Source organism: Cobetia sp. PDI-12MA, assembly GCF_059507695.1.
The window spans coordinates 1284676-1303715 of sequence record NZ_CM183351.1; the positions used below are offsets into that span (position 1 = coordinate 1284676).

Here is a 19040-nt window from a genome sequence, read left to right on the forward strand (position 1 = left end):
GCCCTCAGCCCTTGGGTTTGGGCGGAATCTTCTTGGCCGGCGCGGCGGACTTGGCGATGTGATCGATGATCAGGCCGGCGATGTCCTTGCCGGTGGCACTCTCGATACCCTGCAGGCCCGGCGAGGAGTTCACCTCCATGATTACCGGACCATGATTGGCGCGCAGCAGGTCGACACCGGCGACGGACAGACCCATGGCCTTGGCGGCGCGAATGGCGGTGGAGCGCTCTTCCGGCGTGATGCGGATCTCGCTCGCGGTGCCGCCACGGTGCAGGTTGGAGCGAAACTCGCCATCGGCCGCCTGACGCTTCATGGACGCCACCACCTTGTCACCCACCACCAGGCAGCGGATGTCGGCGCCACGCGCTTCCTTGATGTATTCCTGCACCATGATGTTGGCTTTCATGCCCATGAATGCCTGGATCACGCTCTCGGCAGCCTGGTTGGTCTCGGCGAGTACCACGCCGATGCCCTGGGTGCCCTCCAGCAGCTTGATGACCAGCGGCGCGCCCTTGACCATGGTGATCAGGTCGGGGATGTCATCCGGCGAATGCGCGAAGCCGGTGACCGGCAGGCCCAGGCCCTTGCGTGACAGCAGCTGCAGGGAGCGCAGCTTGTCGCGTGAGCGGGAGATGGCCACGGAATCATTGACGACGTAGGTGCCCATCATCTCGAACTGACGCAGCACGGCGCAGCCATAGAAGGTGACGGAGGCACCGATGCGCGGCACGACAGCATCGAAGTGCTCGATCTCGGCGCCCTTGTAATGGATGGACGGGCGGTGCGAGGCGATGTTCATGTAGCAACGCAGCGTGTCCACCACGCGTGCGGTGTGGCCACGTGCCTCGGCGGCCTCGATCAGGCGTCGGGTGGAGTAGAGGCGTGAGTTACGCGACAGGATACCGATATGCATGAAATCCTCCGGAGCCGAATGGGCCAGACAGAGATAGGAATGAATCAGAAGGCGACTGACGTGATGCCCGTCAGGAGGCGTGGTATTCGCCGGTGAGGCCTTTGCCGTCTCGAGGCGTCACGCGATGCAGATGGCAGCGGCGTCAGCGTCTTGAGGCGGGGTGCCGAAGCATGTCGCCGCGCGCCTGGCTGGTGCCGTCAGGGTTCGCCGTGCAGATAGGCGGCGCCCGGTGCGACCAGCAGGCGACGCAGGGCACGGCGCCCCAGCAGAATGGGATGACGCATCTGGGAGCGGTCCACCAGCGTCATGTCGATATCGTAGTCGAGCTCGGCCAGCTTCATGCGCGAGCGGATTGCATAGCGCCATTCGGCCTGACCATTGGATGAGCGCACGCGGCGGCGATCATGCACCGGCGTCTCGACCGTATGCGGCGGGGAGTCGCTACCGCCGGTCCGTGTGATGAAGCGAACCCACAGATCATCGTTGTGTTCGAAGACCTCAATGCTCTCGGCATGCAGCGCACTGGAATGTGCACCGGTGTCGATCTTGGCATTGAGGTGCAGCTTGAGCTCCGGCAGTTCGATCAGCTCACGCCGACCCACCACGCCACGCGGGCGAAAGCCCAGCAGGTCATGATTCAGTGTCTTGAGATCGAGGGGCGGTGCCTTGTCGATATGATGACGCGAAGTGTTCTTGTGATGCGACATGTTTCATCCTGAATCAGAGGACGTGAGCGAAGCGGGCAGCGGCTCACGGCATGAAGACACCGGGCAGGCGCGGCACAGCGTAATGTGCGTTGCCGGCCTGGCGGGGTAATGGCCAGGCGGGCGCGCAGCATAGTCACTTAACGTACTGACAGCAATCCTTGCTGAAGCCTCTTTTTTCGCGTCACGCAGTGGGGTATGACGGTGGCGCGGACAGCGCCCGGCAAAACGCCCCGGGCGCGCGGTCATGGCACGCGGACATGGCGCGCTTTCATCGCCGCCAGACGCCTCGCTTGAGGGCGCTGGGCAAGTCCCCCGCGGCCACAGGCGCAGGTGACGGCGTGCAACTGGCGCGTCGCCGCGTTCCCTGTTCACCGGTGCCGATCAGCCACGATTCCATGCCTTGAGCAAGTGTCCGATCAAGTGTCTGTTCGAGTGTCGTGGGTTATGCGCATGATCTCAAGTACTGTCACCTGCGGGCATGCCCGGCGTCAATGACGCGGGGCAGGGTTGCCGGTATCGGCCTGGCGGGTCAGGGCGGCAAGCGCCTGACCCAGCGGGCTGTCCGCGCTTGCATTGCGCAGCGTCATCAGCACCGGCAGGCGCAGACGCGGAATCAGGGCGAGGTCGCGTGCCAAGGCGGCGAAGTTGGCCTGCGGGCAACTGGCCAGGCGGGTCAGGAAGGCCGGCAGACGTTCGGCATCTTCCAGATGGGAGTAGCCGCGAGCAGCGATCGCGACCAGCACGTCGACATTGACGGCCCCTTCGTCTGCCAGCAAGGCATCGATCCACTCCGCCGCCGCAGGCCGAGGGCTGGCGCCGGCGGCCCGCAGGCAGGCGCACAGTGTCTCCAGATCACCCAGATCACGAGCGGCCTGGCCACGCGCGATCAAGGCGGTGAGCAGCTCGGCCTCGTATTCCTGGGGCAGCGGGCCAGCCAGCTGGGCATGGGCGGGCGGCGCCTGCTCCAGACACAGCGCGATGGCGCGCAGCGGCGTGTCCGGCAGGTCAGCCAGACGCTGCACGAAGGCCGCGGCAAGCTCGCTGGACAGCTCGCCGCGCCGTGTCAGCACGTCGGCGATGCCCTGCAGACCGAGTGACGGCCAGTCATCCAGCGGTAGCTGGGCGGTGAGATACCGCTCGGCTAGCTCGTAGTACTGGCTGGCAGGGCGGTCGCAATCGAGACTGGCACGGGCGTGCAGCATGGCGCGCAGGCTGTCGTCCGGCGTGAAGGCCAGCGGATTGTCCTGCATCAGGTTGTCGATCTTGCCTGCCTCGGCCTGCTGGAGATCAGGCCGGCCGACGGTCAGCGCCGTCTGACCCAGCGTCGTGATCAAGCGCTCGAGGAAGGCGTCGCGTTGCGCGGGAGACAGACGACCTTCCTCATCCAGCGGCAGGGCCAGAAACCACACCAGCGGATCGTCGAGCCCGGCCGGGCGGAATACGCATGCCAGGCGTGCCTGGCCCTTGAAGGGTTGCTCCCACGGCTGCTGTTCGGTCTCGAAGGCTTCCAGTTGCTCAAGGCTGAGCGGGGCCAGGGTGCGACCCAGGTGATAAAGGTGCAGCTCGGCGCCGGTGCGTGTGAAGAAGTTGCTCAAGGAAGAGAGAGGAGTCATGAGGCTCACCACGGCTATGTCTCCGCCACGTCCTGGCTGGGCGTGGTGGAGAACGGAAAAAGAGTCTTGTCGAGCATCATTGCCAGGCGTGGCACGTGTCGTTGAGTGACAGCTGCCGGCGCGTGACATGTGCCTGAGCATGTCTGGAATGGCAGCGACTTTAGCGATTCACCGGCTGTCATGCCACCCGCTGGCGTGTGATGGTGGCCAGAGGGAAGAGAGCGACCTGTTTCTATTATGGCCGCTCTTTCGGCCCGTGATGGCTTGACAGATGACGCGGCTCCTCAAGCCCCGCTGCGCGTTTTGCAGGTTGATGAATTTTTGATCAATTTTCGTCATCCCACGGCTGGCGCGGCTTGCAGCGTGACCGAGACGGGTTATCCACAGCATCGTCCACGGATGGCGTGAATAACTGTCATCCGCTTGTCGTCAGGCTGACATCCAGCGCTGCAGCTAGCCCAGACGACGTCACTGGCCCGCCAAGACAGGCGTGCTAGAATCGCGGCCATTGACAGAATTGCTGTCTTATTCCTTATGGTTATGTCCTTAAGGGATGAAATGATTGGGAATGCGGGTCAGCCCCGTTATCCTATACAACCAAATCACATATAAAAGGCTGTGCTTATGCCTGTTCTGTCGAATCGACATCCGCGTTCAGCCGTATGTCAGCGACCGTCCAGCGCCATTGGCCCAGTCTTGCGATCCATGAGGAATCCCGATGCGCCAATCACGTTCGCTCGCAGCTGTCTTCTCTTCTACCGCTCTCAAGGGCGCCGTGATGGCTGCCGCGCTGGGCGCGACCACTCTGGGCAGCCTGGCGGCACAGGCTGACACCCTCAGGGTCGGCATGTCGGGCGGCTATTTCCCGTTCACCTTCGTCAAGCAGGACAAGCTGCAGGGGTTTGAAGTGGATGTCCTCAACGCCGTCGGCGAGATCACCGGCGACGATATCGAATTCGTGACCATGAGCTTCTCCGGGCTGATCGGCTCGCTGGAAGCCGGCCGCATCGACACCGTGGCCAACCAGATCACCATCACCGATGCGCGCAAGGACAAGTTCGCCTTTACCCAGCCCTACGTCTATGACGGAGCCCAGGTGGTCAAGCGTCGCGGCAATGACGAGATCACCGGTGTCGAGTCTCTCAAGGGCCACAGCGTGGCGGTCAACCTGGGCTCCAACTACGAAGCGCTGATGAAAGAGCTGCCGTACGCCGACCAGATCGACATCAAGACCTATGAGTCCAACATCGAGCAGGACACCGCCCTGGGCCGTGTCGATGCCTTCGTGATGGACCGCGTCAGCGCAAGCCAGGTGATCCAGAAGACGCCGCTGCCGCTGGAACTGGCTGGCAAGCCGTTCTCGCGCCTCGAGAACGCACTGCCGTTCCGCAAGGACGCCGAAGGCGAGGCCAAGCGTGACGAGGTGGATGCCGCGCTGACCGAGCTCAAGGAAAATGGCCGCCTGGCCGAGATTTCCAACAAGTGGTTCGGCATCGACATCACCACGCCTTGAACATTGCCCGCTGCGCCCTGATACAAGGGCGCATGCAAGGATGTCATGTGCAAACGGGGTGACGGCTTGACCGTCACCCCGTTGTCGTCATGTCGACGGGTGTCTTTCCAGACCCTCAGCCAAGCCCCCCAGCCTGTCCGGATAACGAATGGATACTCTCAATATCGATTACATGCTTGGCCTGTTGCCGGTCATGCTCAAATACCTGCCACTGACCCTCAAGATGGCCTGTATCGGCATGGTGGCCGCGCTGGTGCTGGCTTCGCTGTTGGCGGTAGTGCGGGTGCTCAAGGTGCCGGTGCTGAATGCGCTGACCATCGTGTTCATTTCCTTCTTCCGTGGCACGCCGCTGCTGGTGCAGTTGTTCCTGTTCTACTACGGCCTGCCGCAGGTGATGGCGTTCCTGACCCAGATCGATGGCGTCACCGCGACGATTCTCGGCCTGACGCTGCACTTCTCGGCCTACATGGCCGAATCCATCCGTGCCGCCATCGTCGGGGTCGATCGCAGCCAGACCGAAGCGGCGCTCTCGATCGGCATGACCAATGCCCAGCTGATGCGGCGCATCGTGCTGCCTCAGGCGGCCCGTGTGGCGGCCCCCACGCTGATGAACTACTTCGTGGACATGATCAAGTCCACGTCGCTGGCCTTCACGCTGGGGGTGACCGAGTTGATGGGCGCGACCCAGAAGGAAGCGGCCAGCAGCTTCCTGTACTTTGAATCCTTCATCATGGTGGCCATCGTCTACTGGGTGATGGTGGAAGGGCTGTCCTTCGTGCAGCGCTGGATGGAGAAACGACTCAACAAGGCCTATCAGCGATGATTGCAGTCAGAAACCTGGTCAAGAAATTCGGCGGGCAGGCCGTACTCGATGGCATCACTCTGGAAGTGAAGCAGGGTGAGATCATCGTCGTCATCGGCCCGTCGGGTACCGGCAAGTCCACCCTGCTGCGCTGCATCAACTTCCTCGAGCAGCCCGATGGTGGCGAGATCCAGATCGGTGAGCGCAAGGTCGAGGCTGCGCGCGCCAGTCGTCACGACATTCTCGGCCTGCGTCGCAGCAGTGCCTTCGTGTTCCAGAACTATGCGCTGTTCGCCAACAAGACGGCGCTCGAGAACATTGCCGAGGGCCTGATCGTCGTCAATGGCTGGCCCAAGGCCAAGGCGCACCAGCGGGCGCGCGAGATTCTCGAGCGTATCGGCATGAGCGAGAAGGCGGACGCCTTCCCGGCGGCTCTGTCCGGCGGTCAGCAACAGCGTATCGGCATCGGGCGCGCCATGGCGGCCCAGGCCGAGGTGATCCTGTTCGATGAGCCGACCTCGGCGCTGGACCCGGAATGGGTCGATGAGGTGCTGGAGCTGATGAAGCAGCTGGCGGTCGAGCGCCAGACCATGATCGTGGTCACCCACGAGATGCAGTTCGCGCGGGAAGTCGCCGACCGCGTCATCTTCATGGAAGGCGGCCGTATCGTCGAACAGGGGCCGCCGAGCCAGCTGTTCAGTGCGCCGAAGGATGACCGCACGCGTGCCTTCCTGCGCAAGGTGCTGGATGAGGTGCCGCCACAGTGCGCCGAGGGAATCTGATATTGCTCGGTTGAGGTCATGACCCTCAGGTCACGTGATGTAACGCCCCGGGCAGTACCTGCGACAGACACAACGGCCACCGCGAGATCGTCGCGGTGGCCGTTGTCGTTTCTCTGGCGGTGATCATTGACCCGCTACTGGTGTTGCCGGGCGCGTTTCAGGGCGACCTTTCATAGGGTCATAGGGTCATAGGGTCATAGGGGCGCAAGTCGTGGCTAGCCGTGGCGGGGCATCGCGCGCACCTTGTCGAAGGCTTCCTGAAGCGCCATCGAGACGCGCTCTTCCAGCAGCTCCTGCTCGGCGGGCGCCATGTAGAACGCCATGTCGACGTCGTGGCGGATATAGCGGGGCGCCAGCTGATTGAGCGCGATGCAGGCCACGTCTTCGCGGCTGTCGACATCCATGGCGTGGCTATCGGGGTGCAAGCGCAGCTGGTCGAGCACCAGCTGCTCCATGTAGTTGTGTACGCCTGCGCTTTCCATGTGTATTCCCTTCTGGTGATGGGTGCTATCTCCCATGCAGGGCCGTGCCCCCTGACATGTCGATCCCTTCAGTGTGCTCATCAGCATGTACATCCGAGCTGGCTCTCTGTGACGTTCTTCCTCCCGCACGCAAGCTCGGTTGCTGGCGGCAGGGCAGAGAGCGGCGGAGTCTTGGGTGTCGCCTGCCGCGCAAGGCCTCTCAGCCGGTCAGCAGGCGGGTTTCCGCCTCTTCAATATGATCAGCTAATCCCGATAATACCAGTGTATCGCCACACGCCAGCATCAGGTCGCCGGTGGGCTCTTCCAGGTTCTCGCCACTGGCACGCACCACGCGTGAGACGAGAATGCCACACACTTCCGGCAGGGCGATGTCGTCCAGCCGCCGGCCACAGGCCCAGGCATCGGCGGTCAGCGTCAGCGGATGACGCCGCAGCAGCGGGTTGCCGCGTTTGTCGGTCAGCTGGGATTGCTGACCATGGAAATAGCCATGCAGCATGCTGTAGCGCGCCTCACGCGCATTCTGGATCGAGCGCGCCACCCGTCGGAAGGGCACCTCGAGATTGACCAGCACGTGCGAGACCAGCATCAGCGAGCCTTCGAGCACCTCGGGAATCACCTCGGTGGCCCCGGCGGCCTTGTAGGTCTCGAGGTCCGCGTCATCCTGGGTGCGCACCAGCACCTTGAGGTTTTCGAGTTCCAGCGGCTGGATGGCACGCAGAATGGCCAGCGCATGCGAGAGCTGATTCACGGTGATCACCACCTGCCGGGCACGTTCGATGCCCAGAGCGCGCAGGATTTCCAGACGCTGCGCGTCACCGAACACCACCGGCTCACCGGCGCTGGCGGCCTCGTGGACGCGGATGGGGTCGACATCGATGGCGATCCACTCAAGCTTCTCCTGCGTGAGGAATCTCCCCACCGTCTGGCCGACACGCCCGAAGCCGCACACGATGACATGGCCGCTGAGCGGGGCGGTGGCGGCGCTCAGCTCCGCGGTGGTGTGCGGGTTCTCCTGGGTGGGCGTGGTGGAGCGGCACAGGCGGCGCGTCAGTTGCTGGTTGTGACGAATCAGGCTCGGCGTGACCACCAGCGAACCGATGATGATCGCCACCACCAGGCCCACGGTCTCGTTGTCCATCAGGCGTTGCTGGCTGGCCAGGGCCAGCAGCGCGAAGCCGAATTCGCCGCCCTGGGACAGCACCAGGCCAGTGCGCAGCGCGCTGTCCAGCGGCCGGCCAGAGAGGCGCGCCAGCCCGGTGATCAGCAGTGCCTTGGTCGCCAGCAGGCAGGCCACGCCGATGACGACCCAGTACCACTGCGCCAGCAACACCTGCGGGTCCAGCAACATGCCCACCGAGACGAAGAACAGCCCCAGCAGGATGTCGCGGAAGGGCCGGATGTCGGCCTCGATCTGATGGCGGAAATGGCTCTCGCCGAGCATCATCCCGGCCAGGAAGGCGCCCAGCGCCATCGACAGATGCAGGCTGTGGGTCAGCCAGGCGGAGAAGAGCGCCACCAGCAGCACAGTGAGCACGAACAGCTCTTCCGAGCGCGCGCGGGAGATTTCCTGGAACACCAACGGCAGCACCCACTTGCCGATCATCAGCATCACCACCACCAGCCCGAGCCCCTTGATGAGCATCAGGCCCAGGTCACTGAGCAGCTGGCTGCCATCACCGGCCATGGCTGGAATCAGGATCAGGAACAGCAGGGCAGCGAGATCCTGGAACAGCAGCACGCCCACGGCGGCGTGGCCGTGGGGGCTGTCCAGTTCATTCCAGCGCGCCAGTTCCCGCGTGACGATGGCGGTGGAGGAAAGCCCCAGCGCGCCGGCCGCGACCAGTGCCGCCGCCGGCGACAGACCAAGCGCCGAGCCCAGCGCCCAGAACAGGCCGCTGCATACCGCCACCTGACAGGCGCCCAGCCCGAACACGGTGGTCTTGAGGGCGCGCATGCGCGGCACCGAGAATTCGAGGCCAAGCGAGAAGAGCAGAAATACCAGCCCGAATTCCGACAGGAAGGCGAGTTCTTCCGGGCGACCGATCCAGCCCGCCAGATGAGGGCCGACCATAAAGCCGACCGCCAGATAGGCCAGCACCGGCGGCAGATGCAGACGGCGGAACAGCGCCGCGGCCACCACCGAGGCCCCCAACAATATCATCACATCATTGAACAGCGTGTCTGCCATGCGGCCTCCTGGCCTTCCGTGAGCAACATCGGGATAATAGCGTGAACGAACCCTGCATGATTTGACGGAGGTCGCATGAATCCGACTGAACAATCCCATGACGGCGAGATCGCCGGCAATCCCTACGACGAGCTGCGCGCGCTGCTGGTACGTCTGGAAGCGACCATGAAGGCAGCAGACCTGTGGCGCATGGACACGCCTTCCCCGCAGGCCCTCATGAGTGTGGAGCCATTCTGTGTCGATAGCATGGACATGGGCCAGTGGCTGCGCTTCGTGTTCATCGCCCGTCTGGATGCGCTGTGCGATGCCCGTGCGCCGTTCCCCATCAAGTGTGAAGTGGCACCGGCCATCGAGGCCTGGCTGAAGGATGCCCGCCCCGAGCGCCGCGTGGCGATGACGGAAGTGGTTCGCGAGATCGACACGCTGGTCACGACGCATTGATCGCGACGCACTGATTGCCGAGCAGGAAGCTCACCTCGTACTGAGCCTCCTCTCCCCGACACCTCCCACTGTGCCCCCTTATGCTGGCGTGATGCCCTCGCATTACGCCACGCGACCCCTTCAGGAGCTTGCATGGCCTATTACTTCGCCTACGGCAGCAACATGAATCCGGCGCGTGTCGTGGCACGCATCGGCGAGACGCGACGGGCCGTGCATGGTTGGCTGGAAGAGCATCGCCTGAGTTTCGACAAGGCTTCCCGGGTCGAGGGTATCGCGCATGCCAACGTACAGCCTGCGCCGGGCGAGCGCGTCGAAGGCGTGCTGTACGAGCTGCTCGAGTCCGAGCAGATCACGCTGATGGACCCCTTCGAAGGCCACCCGCATGAATATGAGCGTTTCCTTCATCCCATCGTCACCCGTGAAGGCGTGATCGACGCCTGGGTGTATGTGGCGCTGCCCGAGCGCACCGCCGAGGGCCTCAAGCCGGCACACGAGTATCTGGAGCACCTGCTAGGCGGGCGTGACTTCCTGACGCCGGACTACTTCACGGCGCTGAGCGGCGTCGAGGCCGTGCAAGCGCTGGATGACGCCACCCTGGCTCAGTTGGGCCTGTCGCGCAGTACGCCGCGCTGACGGTCGCCTGCTGGCGGACGGGGGCCTGTCACCGATTGTCTGTCACCTGCCGTGTGGCAACAAAAAGCCCGCCTCTCCTTGGAGAGGCGGGCTTTCGTGTTTCTGGACATGCTGCGTGACTGATTGGCGTGAGCCTCAGTCCTGCGCGGCCAGTGCCGGGTCCAGATTCGTCTGGTCACGACGGCTGGCCAGCATGCCGATGATCAGCCCCGCCAGTGCCGGTGCCAGCCAGCCCAGGTTCACCGAGGCCAGCGGCAGCAGCGGCTCGATGCGGTGCGAGATGGCCATCAGCGAGTCTATGCCGCTGGCTTCGAAGCCATCCAGCAGGCTGACCAGCAGCGTCAGGCCTAAGGTCCAGGCGAATACGCGCGGTGCATCGTGCAGGCGCGGACGCAGGTAGGACAGCAGCGTCAGCACCAGCACCAGCGGATAGAGCGTCACCAGTACCGGAATCGAGACGCTGATCAGGGTCGAGAGGCCCAGGTTGGCGATCAACGCCGAAGCCACGGCCATCACGATCACCAGCAGGCGGTAGGGCACGCTCGGCAACAGACGATGGAAGAACTCGCCGCAGGAGGTCAACAGACCCACTGCGGTGGTCAGGCACGCCAGGGTGATGACCAGCGCCAGGATCAGCTTGCCGGCATCGCCGAACAGTGCCTCGACGTAGACCGGGATCAGTTCGCCCTTGGCGGCTTCACTGACCAGCGCATGGCTGGTGGCGCCCATGTAGGTCAGCGGCAGATAGACGGCAGCCAGACAGATGGCGGCGATGGCGCCGGCCCACAGGGTGTAGCGGGTCACGTCAGCGGTCGCGGTGATGCCGCGTGCCTTGATCGCCGAGACGATCAGGATGCCGAACACCATCGAGGCCAGCGCATCCATGGTCAGGTAGCCCTGCTGGAAGCCGGTCATGAATGGCGCCTCGGCCCACTCGGGGCTCACCGGTCCCAGCGGCCCCTGCGGGTCGATGATGGTAAACAGCGCAATCAGCGCCAGCAGCGCGATCAGCAGTGGCGTCAGCCACTTGCCGACCACATCCATCAACTTGCCCGGGCTCAGCGCGATCAGCGTGGCGATGCCGAAGAACAGCACCGAATGCAGGGCCAGGCCGCTCTTTGCTGACATGTCGATGAAGGGGCGCATGCCCATCTCGAAGGCCACGGTGCCGGTGCGCGGAATCGCGAACATCGGCCCGATGGACAGGTAGATGGCGACCCCGAAGGCCGCGGCCGCCCATTTGGGCAACGGCGAGGTGATCTTGTCGAGACCACCGCCGATCACGGCCACCGCGACGATACCGGCCAGCGGCATGCCGACACCGGTGGCCAGAAAGCCCAGTGCCGCAGGCCAGAATTCGGCCCCCGCGCCCTGACCCACCTGAGGCGGGAAGATGATGTTTCCTGCGCCCAGAAAGAGGGCAAAGGTCATGAAGCCCAGCGCCACGATATCGAGGCTGGAAAGTCGTGTTTTCACTATGACGTCCTACGGATTCAGCAGATGCGTTGCAGCAGGCGTCATCAGGTGACCGATGAGGTGGTCGGTCAGGCAGAAATGACGTGCCGAGAAGCCGTTGGCTAGCGACAGGGGTGGGTCACCAGCAGACCCGGGAGCAGCGGGGTAGTGTTGCGCGCGGGCCGAATGGCGAGATCAGGCTGACGGATTGTCGCCACCCTGATCTGACGCGGCGCATTATCGTTGATTTCACGTGGCAAGACAAAGCCACCAGCAAGCCTCGCGGCAGTCTCATTGTGCGGCAGGTGGTGGGGGCGGTAGTGGAATGAAGCTCGGCCAGTCGTCCGGTACCACAAAGATCCGCCATTGCTGGCGGGGCGAGCTGGCGGTGATTGGCTCGCCGTCAGGCGCCGCCACACTGCGCTCCAGCCACAGCTGGCGGGGGTGTTGATGCGTGCGCTGGCCGCTGTGCTGCTGAACCGGTTCGTCCGGCCTGAGGTCGTAAGCGGCGCCGGGGAGCTCGAAGTGATCGCGCAGCCAGCGGTCCAGTTCATGCCATGGTTGTAGCGACGCCACGGGCGGGGCGGCCAGCCAGGCAGGTTTTTCTCTGACGCAGCCCAGCAGCGGGCCGCCATGCATCGGGGAGGCCTCGAGGGTCTGACAGAAGGCGGCAAACTGGCTGACGCTCATCCACCAGCCGGCCTGGCGCGCACTCTCGGGGTGGCAATGGCGGGGCGGGGGCAGCCAGTCGGCGGGCGCCTTGTCTGGCTGCCAGGGGCGAAACAGGCAGCCGGGCAAAGCCAGTTGCTGCCCCGCCAGCAGCGGGGCAATTGGGGCTTCTACCGGCGGTGGATTCGTCTCGCTCGCGCCTGCCTGTCTGGCCAGCGATTGTCTGGCAAGTGCCTGGCGGATCGTCTGCTGTCCGCGCTCGGTATAGGCCAGGGGCAATTGATGCTCAAGGCTGCGCTGATACTTGATGGCGAGGCTGTCGGCGCCGCCGGGGCCTATCCAGCGTGCCGGACTGTCGGCCGCTTCAGGGCCTTCGGGCAGGCCGAGATAGAACTTGATCGCGACCTCAAGGTGCGTGGGCAACGTGTCTCGCGCCGCCAGATAGAGCATGTCCAGCTCGCCCAGCGTGATCTTGCCCCGGGAAATCCTGAGGTTGTTGGCCAGCAGGCGACTGCCGGGTGCGTGTGCCAGCACGAATTGCCAGAGCAGCTCGTGGTAGTGGCCCAGGCGGTAGTGGCGGCGCTCATTCACGGCGGCCTCGAGCGCGTGGGGTGCCTGCTCCAGTGTCATCAGCCAGCGGTGGCGGACGTGGTCATCCTCCAGCCCGAGTGCCGCCAGGGACGGGCGCGGATAACGCGCAAGCTGCAAGAGGTCCGGGGCATTCAGAAGCCAGGCGATATCCCTGACGCGCGGGTGACTGTAGCGCGCGCAGTCGCGGCGCAGGTCGCAGCCGGTCGCACAGGGGGAGTCGGCCCATTGGGCAAGAGGGGGCGATGCATGGGGCGGGGCTTCGGGCTCGATAGGCATGACGGCAGTGTATCCCACGTCGCATGACGGTCGATAATGCGCGATCTCGTTCGGGGCTGGCCCTGTGCGGAACCGAGCCGAGTGCTGCTTGCCGGTCGTGGTGTCCTGCTGGCGCTTCTTCTCTCCCTCTGTCTTCTCGCTCCTTTTCCTCACTTGCCACTCTTCACGCCAGTTATTACGCCAGCCTTTGCGCCAACCTTGCGCTGCTCACACGACACTTTCTCGCCGCTTTCTTGACGGTCTTCCAGCACGTTCTGCTGTCCGTCGCCGGTAATGCGACGGCCGTCCCCGGGCTGTGATCGTTTTGACATCGTTGTGTGGGTCGCCCAAGCGATTGAAAACGTTGAGGTTACTTGGCGTGGATAGGTGAGGGTGCTTCAGTCTGGGTTGGAATAGCGCTGAATTGATTCGCTGGGGGAATCAATCCTGTTCCGGCGCGTGGATATATCCCGCGGCTCGCGAGGTTCACAATGCCCTCCATCAACGTTGCAGCAAATATGCAGGGCCGATGAGGCGGTATTGACCTAGAGCTCTTGGTTGTCGAGCGACATGAATCGACTCGACATCAGTGGGCAAGGCGTCACCGACTGACGGTGTGAGGGGCAAGATCCACACCCTGAACAATCGGTCAATAAATATTCGTAAAGGTTGATGTGCACAATTTCTTGCTGCTGTACGCTGTTTTCAGGCGTCTCAGCCAAAGAAAAAAGAAAAATACGCATTTTACTGTTTTTGTGGCATCCAGTTCTGCTGTGGCGACGTATAACTCATCAGCACAGCAAGACACACCCTGCAGCGTGCAGCATGTTCGACCAAGGTGGTGGGTAAGTCACTGTCTTCCTCAACCAACGTCGATAGTGATCTGCCAGGACGAAGCGCCGCGCAAGGGGATGGTCCAGCACGCAAACAAGGAATTCTTGCACTCTCCATATTGTACATAACCTTTTCAGAACCGCTGCAATAGCTTTATAGGTAATGGGAAGGGCAGGAGGGGCAAGTGCTGGGGGAAGGCCGTTCGTTTCCAGTAGCGTTGCTCAAAGAGAAACAGTGAGCTTCCAGTTGCACGGCTAGTTTGAACGCAGCATAAACATTAGTCTGTTAATCATCGAAACGCAGCACGCACCATAGTCAGTGAAGGCCAGGGCCCGGACAGGGGTCAGCAAACCACTCCATCACTGACTGACAACGACTCAAAGCGGAAGCATCCGCACCAGGACCAGGAGATCCACCATGAAAAACATTTCCCTCAAGACTCTGATCGCTACCGTCGCCATCGCCACTGCCAGCACCTCCGTATTCGCAGCCGACGATAGCCCTGCCGCCGTGCGCGTCCAGAACGCCATCAGCAGCCAGCAGATCATGGGCCAGACTCAGCCGGCTGCCACCAGCCAGCAGAGTTTCTCCGAAACGGGCATGAGCGTTGCTGCCGGTCGCGTTGAGCAGGCGCTCAATGCTGACCACATCCGCGGCTTCAATACCGCTGCCGTGTCCCAAGCCAACGCCACCGTCAATGATCAGGGCAAGAGCGTCGCCGCTAGCCGCGTTCAGCAGCACATCAGCGACAACGCCTGAAGCAGAGCGGGTCACGCTGACAACTCGGTGACCCCCGAACATCGCCTCACCTGACATTCAACCTTGCCCATTTCTGGAGAATCATCATGAAAACCCTGACTTCCCTGATCGCCGCCGCTGCCATTTCCATTGCTGCCACCGGCGTTGCCACCGCTGATGAAAGTGTTGCCGATGCCCAGGTGCGTGCCGCACTGAGCGAACAGGTCATCCACGGCCAGGCGCAGCCCGCCGCGACGCAGCTGAATGCTGCTGAGTCCGGCATGAGTGCCGCTGCCAACCGTGTCGAGCAGTCCCTGAACGCCGACACCATCAAGGGTGAACAGAAGCACGCCGTCTCCCGCGGCCAGAGCCTGAGCAACGACAACGGCAAGAGTGTCGCGGCATCACGCTTTGAAGATGCGCTGAACGACAACGCCTGAGTCTGCAGGTCCTGATTCATGGCCCCAGGCCCGGGGCCAAAGCAGCACTGATCTCCCTTTTATCTATTCGCTATTCACCTTTTTTGGAGTCATCTCATGAAAACCCTCAATGCCCTTATCGCCGCCGTTGCCCTGTCCGTGACCGCCACTGGCGTCGCCAATGCCGATAGCGTTGCCGACCAGCAGGTTCGCGCCAACATCAGTGAATCCGTGATCCACGGTCAGGCCCAGCAGGCAGCCACTCAGCAGCAGGCCATCACCGATGCAGGCAAGAGCGTTGCGGCCAGCCGTGTCGAGCAGGCGCTGAACAGCCAGACCCTCAAGGGCCAGCAGGCGCAGGTCACTCGCGACACTCAGCAGTTCGTCAATGATTCCGGCAAGAGCGTTGCCGCGTCACGTGTCGAGCATGCCCTGAACGACAACGCCTGATGCGTCGCGCCGTCACACTGACGACACCTAAGACAGACTCTGCTTGCGACCTGGCTGACCTTGTTGACTCGGTTAGCCCAGTTGACCCGAACAAAGATTTCACTGGAGATATTTCATGAAAATGCTCAATACCCTCATCGCCGCCACCGCGCTTTCCGTTGCTGCCACCGGTGCTGCCTTTGCAGACAGCGTCGCTGACCTTCAGGTGCGCTCTGCGCTCAGCGAATCCGGCATCCACGGCCAGGCCCAGTCCGCCGCCGCCGAGCAAGGCACCTTTGCCGATACCGGCATGAGCGTTGCCGCGGGCCGTGTCGAAAGCTCCCTCAACGATGCTGCGATCGAAGGTCAGCGCGAGACCCTGGCGTCTGACTCACAGCAATTCGTCAACGATGCTGGCAAGAGCGTTTCCGCGACTCGCGTCCAGCATGCTCTGAGCGAAAGCGTCTGAGCCAGATTGTCTGATTCAGGTTGTCCGATTCAGATTGTCTGAGCCCCGCTCTGATTCGTGACCATGCATAGCAGCAACTGACTCAAGTGTCCCCGCAGCAAGTGTCGTCATGAGCAGCAGCAAGAGTTTTAAGCAGCTAGAGCTTGACGATCTAAAAGCGTGAACAAGCCAGTCGTACAGCAGTGTCACTGACACTGATCGCCAGGTGATACCTCGTCGCGAAGTGAAACGACAGTCTGACCCTTCCTGAAATGGCCGGTATCTGTCGGGAGTCATCCCGCGCAGAGACGCCCCGTGCCTAATACGATGACGTAGAAGGGTCCCGCCATGGGCAAGCCTGAATATCGCGCCATCGTAAGCCGCATCCTTGTGGGTAGTGCTTGTTGATGGTCTTTATCAATAGGTCACGTGGGTGATGTCAGTTATCAACTCTGATAGATATCCCGCCTGGTTATACGCAGTACATGAAGTGATCAATGATGTGTCACTTCATGGCAACTCGATAGTGAAAATGAACGGAGGATAGAAAGATGATCAAGTCATTCATGACTCACGGCCTGGCAGCGTTTGCCCTCGCCACCAGCGGTCTGGCCAGTGCCGATATCAGCACTGATGACAGCAGCAATGCGCGATTCAATAGCGCTCAATATCACGGCATCCACAGCGAAGTGCGTGATTATCAGAAGAGCGAAAAGCGCTACGCCGCAAATCCTGACATTCTGATCACCAGCCGTGGCAATGTGTTTGCCGATAGTGATGTGCATGGTGCAGTCGATATCGACGCCGACCATCGCTGAGTTTTCGATGCTGACGGTTCACATGACACGCTTCACATGACTTCATGCCACAAGTTGTCATTGCGAAACAATTGAAGCGCTGTGATTTGATTGCCGCTGCTTGAATCACCGCGCAGCGACGATTGAAGGCGTAGGCACTGATGCGCAAGCCACTGACTACCGGAATTCAGGGAGAGCGAAAGGAAATATCCCAGACGTAGAGACACTTGGATAGTGAGCAGAACGCTTGAGCAAGGGCTTTGGGACCCTCCACCATCCCCTCTAGAACGACCTGGTGGCAAAACCCTTTCTCAAACGCTTTCCTGTCCTGGGTGTCGCTGTCCCGACATTCATTGCCCGCCATCATGGCGGGTTTTTTTATGCCCGGATTCCAGAAGGGCACAGCAAGTGGCTGGTCGACTCTGTGTATGGCACCTTGCTTGATGCCCGCAATATTCTGAGGGTTTTCCAGTTGATTCGTAAGGATTCATCGGCAGTTCACTGTGTGGATGTCATGATGCATCACGGTGATTAAACGTTGTTGATTGCCGGCCTGCATGTCGGATATCCCGAGGCAGGATGCCATGATATCAATCAAGTGGAGGCCCATGATGGTGCGCGGAAAACTCAAGAAAGTGGCAGGTTCATTGGTGTTGGGCGTTGGTTTGATGTCAGGGAGTGTGATGGCGGGTGATGTCGTCGAAAAGCCCAAGGTGCTGATCTTCGATGTCAATGAAACGCTGCTGGATCTTGCCTCGATGCGCAGTTCCGTCGGTGAGGCACTGGGGGGAAGAGAAGACCTGCTGCCCCTGTGGTTCTCGACCATGCTGCATTATTCTCTGGTGTCTACCGTGACCCGGGATTACCACGATTTCGGGCAGATCGGTGTCGCTTCGTTGCGGGTGGTCGCGCAGAACAATGATGTCGAACTGACGGATGAGCAGGCGAAGAAGGCCATCATCACCCCGTTGATGACGCTCCCGCCTCATCCTGATGTCAAGGAAGGTCTGGCCAGGTTGAAGGCTGAAGGCTACAAGATCGTCAGCCTGACCAACTCGTCCAACAAGGGTGTCCAGGCGCAGTTCGAGAACGCGGGATTGCTGCCGTATTTCGATGCGCGCTACAGCATTGAAGATATCCAGATCTACAAGCCGGACCTGCGTTCCTATGAACGGGTGCTGGACAAGCTTGATGTCGAGCCCGAGGAAGCCATGATGGTCGCGGCACATGGCTGGGACGTCGCGGGCGCCAAGGAGGCGGGCTTGCAGACCACGTTCATCGCCCGCCCGGGCAAGGCCCTGTTCCCGCTGTCAAAGCAGCCGGATCATGTCGTGAAGGATGTGAACGAACTGGCCGACATTCTGCAATAGCATCAGAACCCTTGATTGACAGAATCCTTGATCGACGGGTGCTGAAGATATCCTGTCATCATGGCGTCAGCGGCATTGGTGAGGCTGGCGGGCGTCGAGTGACAGGTGAATTTTCCTGTACATGGTGAGATTGCCAGCCTCATCGCATGGCAGATGATGGCGTCAATGGTAGGCTGGGCGGTATTCCCCTTCTTTCCGACCGGAGCTGAATATGAGTGACGCATCACAGCAGCATGGCCACCGTGCCCCTCAGATCATCGAGCCGAGCGCCCAGGCGGATGCCTGCGTGATCTGGCTGCATGGCCTGGGTGCTGACGGCAGTGATTTCGTGCCCGTGGTGCCTGCGTTGGGTCTGCCCGAGAATCACGGCGTGCGTTTCGTCTTCCCGCATGCGCGCGAACTGGCCGTGACCGTCAATGGCGGCATGCGCATGCCGGCCTGGTACGACATTCTCGAGATGAATCTCGGGCGGCGTGTCGATGAGGTGCAGCTGCGTGAATCCGCGGCCTACGTGCATGCCTTGATCGAGGAGCAGATCGTCCAGGGCATCGCCAGTGAGCGCATCATTCTGGCCGGCTTCTCCCAGGGCGGCGCGGTGGTCTATGAGGCGGCGTTGAGCTGCGAGCGCCCGCTGGGCGGCCTGCTGGCGCTTTCGACCTATTTCGCGACCAGCGCGACCATTGCGCCGAGCGCCGCCAATCAGGGCCTGGCCATCAGTGTCCATCACGGTACCCACGACGATATCGTGCCCCTGGCACTGGGCGAGGCGGGCGCCGAGAGTGCGCGTGCGCTGGGTCATCCGCTGGAATGGCAGACCTGGCCGATGGCGCACGCCGTGTGTCTCGAGGAAATCGAGGCGATCGGTGAGTGGTTCAAGGCGCGTCTGCTGGCCTGATCGGTCGCCAGGATCGACTGTCAGTATCGACTGCCAGAACAAAACGCCGCTGACGGAGTGATCTGT

General features: G+C 62.0%; 20 protein-coding genes. 13 read left to right on the forward strand and 7 right to left on the reverse strand.

Going from position 1 to position 19040, the window contains the following annotated elements; all coding sequences use genetic code 11:
• Positions 1 to 4: 4 nt before the first annotated feature.
• The 3 genes from rimK to AC5WNI_RS05500 form a co-directional block, all read right to left on the reverse strand.
• The gene (gene rimK, locus AC5WNI_RS05490; RefSeq protein WP_175089759.1) at positions 5 to 913 is read right to left on the reverse strand and encodes a 30S ribosomal protein S6--L-glutamate ligase; all 909 of its coding nucleotides are present in this window, start codon (positions 911 to 913) and stop codon (positions 5 to 7) included.
• Positions 914 to 1110: 197 nt separating this feature from the next.
• The gene (locus AC5WNI_RS05495; protein WP_175089760.1) at positions 1111 to 1620 is read right to left on the reverse strand and encodes an ATP-dependent zinc protease family protein; all 510 of its coding nucleotides are present in this window, start codon (positions 1618 to 1620) and stop codon (positions 1111 to 1113) included.
• 488 nt (positions 1621 to 2108) lie between these two features.
• Positions 2109 to 3233 carry a DUF3549 family protein gene (locus tag AC5WNI_RS05500; RefSeq protein WP_368448552.1) on the reverse strand — a complete coding sequence of 375 codons (1125 nt, stop codon included), beginning with the start codon at positions 3231 to 3233 and terminating at the stop codon, positions 2109 to 2111.
• 778 nt (positions 3234 to 4011) lie between these two features.
• Between AC5WNI_RS05500 and AC5WNI_RS05505 the strand changes: the two genes are divergently transcribed.
• The 3 genes from AC5WNI_RS05505 to AC5WNI_RS05515 all read left to right on the forward strand — a co-directional run bounded on the left by AC5WNI_RS05505 (position 4012) and on the right by AC5WNI_RS05515 (position 6330).
• Positions 4012 to 4746 carry an amino acid ABC transporter substrate-binding protein gene (locus tag AC5WNI_RS05505; protein ID WP_368449830.1) on the forward strand — a complete coding sequence of 245 codons (735 nt, stop codon included), beginning with the start codon at positions 4012 to 4014 and terminating at the stop codon, positions 4744 to 4746.
• 148 nt (positions 4747 to 4894) lie between these two features.
• A complete protein-coding gene (locus tag AC5WNI_RS05510; protein WP_175089763.1) occupies positions 4895 to 5569 on the forward strand; it encodes an amino acid ABC transporter permease in 675 nt (224 codons plus the stop codon).
• A complete protein-coding gene (locus tag AC5WNI_RS05515; protein ID WP_175089764.1) occupies positions 5566 to 6330 on the forward strand; it encodes an amino acid ABC transporter ATP-binding protein in 765 nt (254 codons plus the stop codon). Before AC5WNI_RS05510 ends, AC5WNI_RS05515 begins: the two co-directional genes overlap by 4 nt.
• A 215-nt stretch (positions 6331 to 6545) precedes the next feature.
• Here AC5WNI_RS05515 and AC5WNI_RS05520 read toward each other — a convergent pair whose 3' ends face one another.
• Together AC5WNI_RS05520 and AC5WNI_RS05525 are read right to left on the reverse strand one after the other, a co-directional pair.
• Entirely contained in the window at positions 6546 to 6812 is a 267-nt protein-coding gene (locus AC5WNI_RS05520; RefSeq protein WP_217485873.1) for a late competence development ComFB family protein, read from the reverse strand.
• 199 nt (positions 6813 to 7011) lie between these two features.
• On the reverse strand, positions 7012 to 9000 hold the full coding sequence (locus AC5WNI_RS05525) for a cation:proton antiporter domain-containing protein (RefSeq protein ID WP_368448555.1): 1989 nt from the start codon (positions 8998 to 9000) through the stop codon (positions 7012 to 7014).
• Positions 9001 to 9075: 75 nt separating this feature from the next.
• Between AC5WNI_RS05525 and AC5WNI_RS05530 the strand changes: the two genes are divergently transcribed.
• Positions 9076 to 9441, forward strand: coding sequence for a YqcC family protein (locus tag AC5WNI_RS05530; protein ID WP_368448557.1), 366 nt, complete (start codon positions 9076 to 9078; stop codon positions 9439 to 9441).
• 132 nt (positions 9442 to 9573) lie between these two features.
• Positions 9574 to 10074 carry a gamma-glutamylcyclotransferase family protein gene (locus tag AC5WNI_RS05535; protein WP_368448559.1) on the forward strand — a complete coding sequence of 167 codons (501 nt, stop codon included), beginning with the start codon at positions 9574 to 9576 and terminating at the stop codon, positions 10072 to 10074.
• A gap of 135 nt (positions 10075 to 10209) precedes the next feature.
• Here AC5WNI_RS05535 and brnQ read toward each other — a convergent pair whose 3' ends face one another.
• On the reverse strand, positions 10210 to 11550 hold the full coding sequence (gene brnQ, locus AC5WNI_RS05540; protein WP_285460244.1) for a branched-chain amino acid transport system II carrier protein: 1341 nt from the start codon (positions 11548 to 11550) through the stop codon (positions 10210 to 10212).
• A 270-nt stretch (positions 11551 to 11820) separates the two neighbouring features.
• Positions 11821 to 13065: a DUF1853 family protein gene (locus tag AC5WNI_RS05545; RefSeq protein ID WP_368448561.1), complete on the reverse strand. Its 1245-nt coding sequence runs from the start codon at positions 13063 to 13065 to the stop codon at positions 11821 to 11823.
• A 1230-nt stretch (positions 13066 to 14295) separates the two neighbouring features.
• On the opposite strand from AC5WNI_RS05545, the gene AC5WNI_RS05550 reads away from it, so the two are divergent.
• The 8 genes from AC5WNI_RS05550 (at position 14296) to AC5WNI_RS05585 (ending at position 18974) form a co-directional block, all read left to right on the forward strand.
• Positions 14296 to 14637, forward strand: a complete 342-nt coding sequence (locus tag AC5WNI_RS05550; protein ID WP_368448563.1) for a hypothetical protein — start codon at positions 14296 to 14298, stop codon at positions 14635 to 14637.
• A gap of 86 nt (positions 14638 to 14723) precedes the next feature.
• The gene (locus AC5WNI_RS05555; protein WP_368448565.1) at positions 14724 to 15056 is read left to right on the forward strand and encodes a hypothetical protein; all 333 of its coding nucleotides are present in this window, start codon (positions 14724 to 14726) and stop codon (positions 15054 to 15056) included.
• 96 nt (positions 15057 to 15152) lie between these two features.
• Positions 15153 to 15485 carry a hypothetical protein gene (locus tag AC5WNI_RS05560; RefSeq protein ID WP_324692010.1) on the forward strand — a complete coding sequence of 111 codons (333 nt, stop codon included), beginning with the start codon at positions 15153 to 15155 and terminating at the stop codon, positions 15483 to 15485.
• A 115-nt stretch (positions 15486 to 15600) separates the two neighbouring features.
• On the forward strand, positions 15601 to 15933 hold the full coding sequence (locus AC5WNI_RS05565) for a VHS/ENTH/ANTH domain-containing protein (protein ID WP_368448567.1): 333 nt from the start codon (positions 15601 to 15603) through the stop codon (positions 15931 to 15933).
• 530 nt (positions 15934 to 16463) lie between these two features.
• Entirely contained in the window at positions 16464 to 16730 is a 267-nt protein-coding gene (locus tag AC5WNI_RS05570; RefSeq protein ID WP_368448569.1) for a hypothetical protein, read from the forward strand.
• Between the two features lie 274 nt (positions 16731 to 17004).
• Complete coding sequence (locus tag AC5WNI_RS05575; RefSeq protein WP_368448570.1) at positions 17005 to 17244, forward strand: hypothetical protein; 240 nt, start codon at positions 17005 to 17007, stop codon at positions 17242 to 17244.
• A gap of 22 nt (positions 17245 to 17266) precedes the next feature.
• The gene (locus AC5WNI_RS05580) at positions 17267 to 18079 is read left to right on the forward strand and encodes a haloacid dehalogenase type II (protein WP_368462525.1); all 813 of its coding nucleotides are present in this window, start codon (positions 17267 to 17269) and stop codon (positions 18077 to 18079) included.
• Positions 18080 to 18290: 211 nt separating this feature from the next.
• Positions 18291 to 18974 (forward strand): alpha/beta hydrolase, encoded by a 684-nt coding sequence (locus tag AC5WNI_RS05585; protein WP_175089777.1) that lies wholly within the window; start codon positions 18291 to 18293, stop codon positions 18972 to 18974.
• The last annotated feature ends 66 nt before the right edge of the window (positions 18975 to 19040 follow it).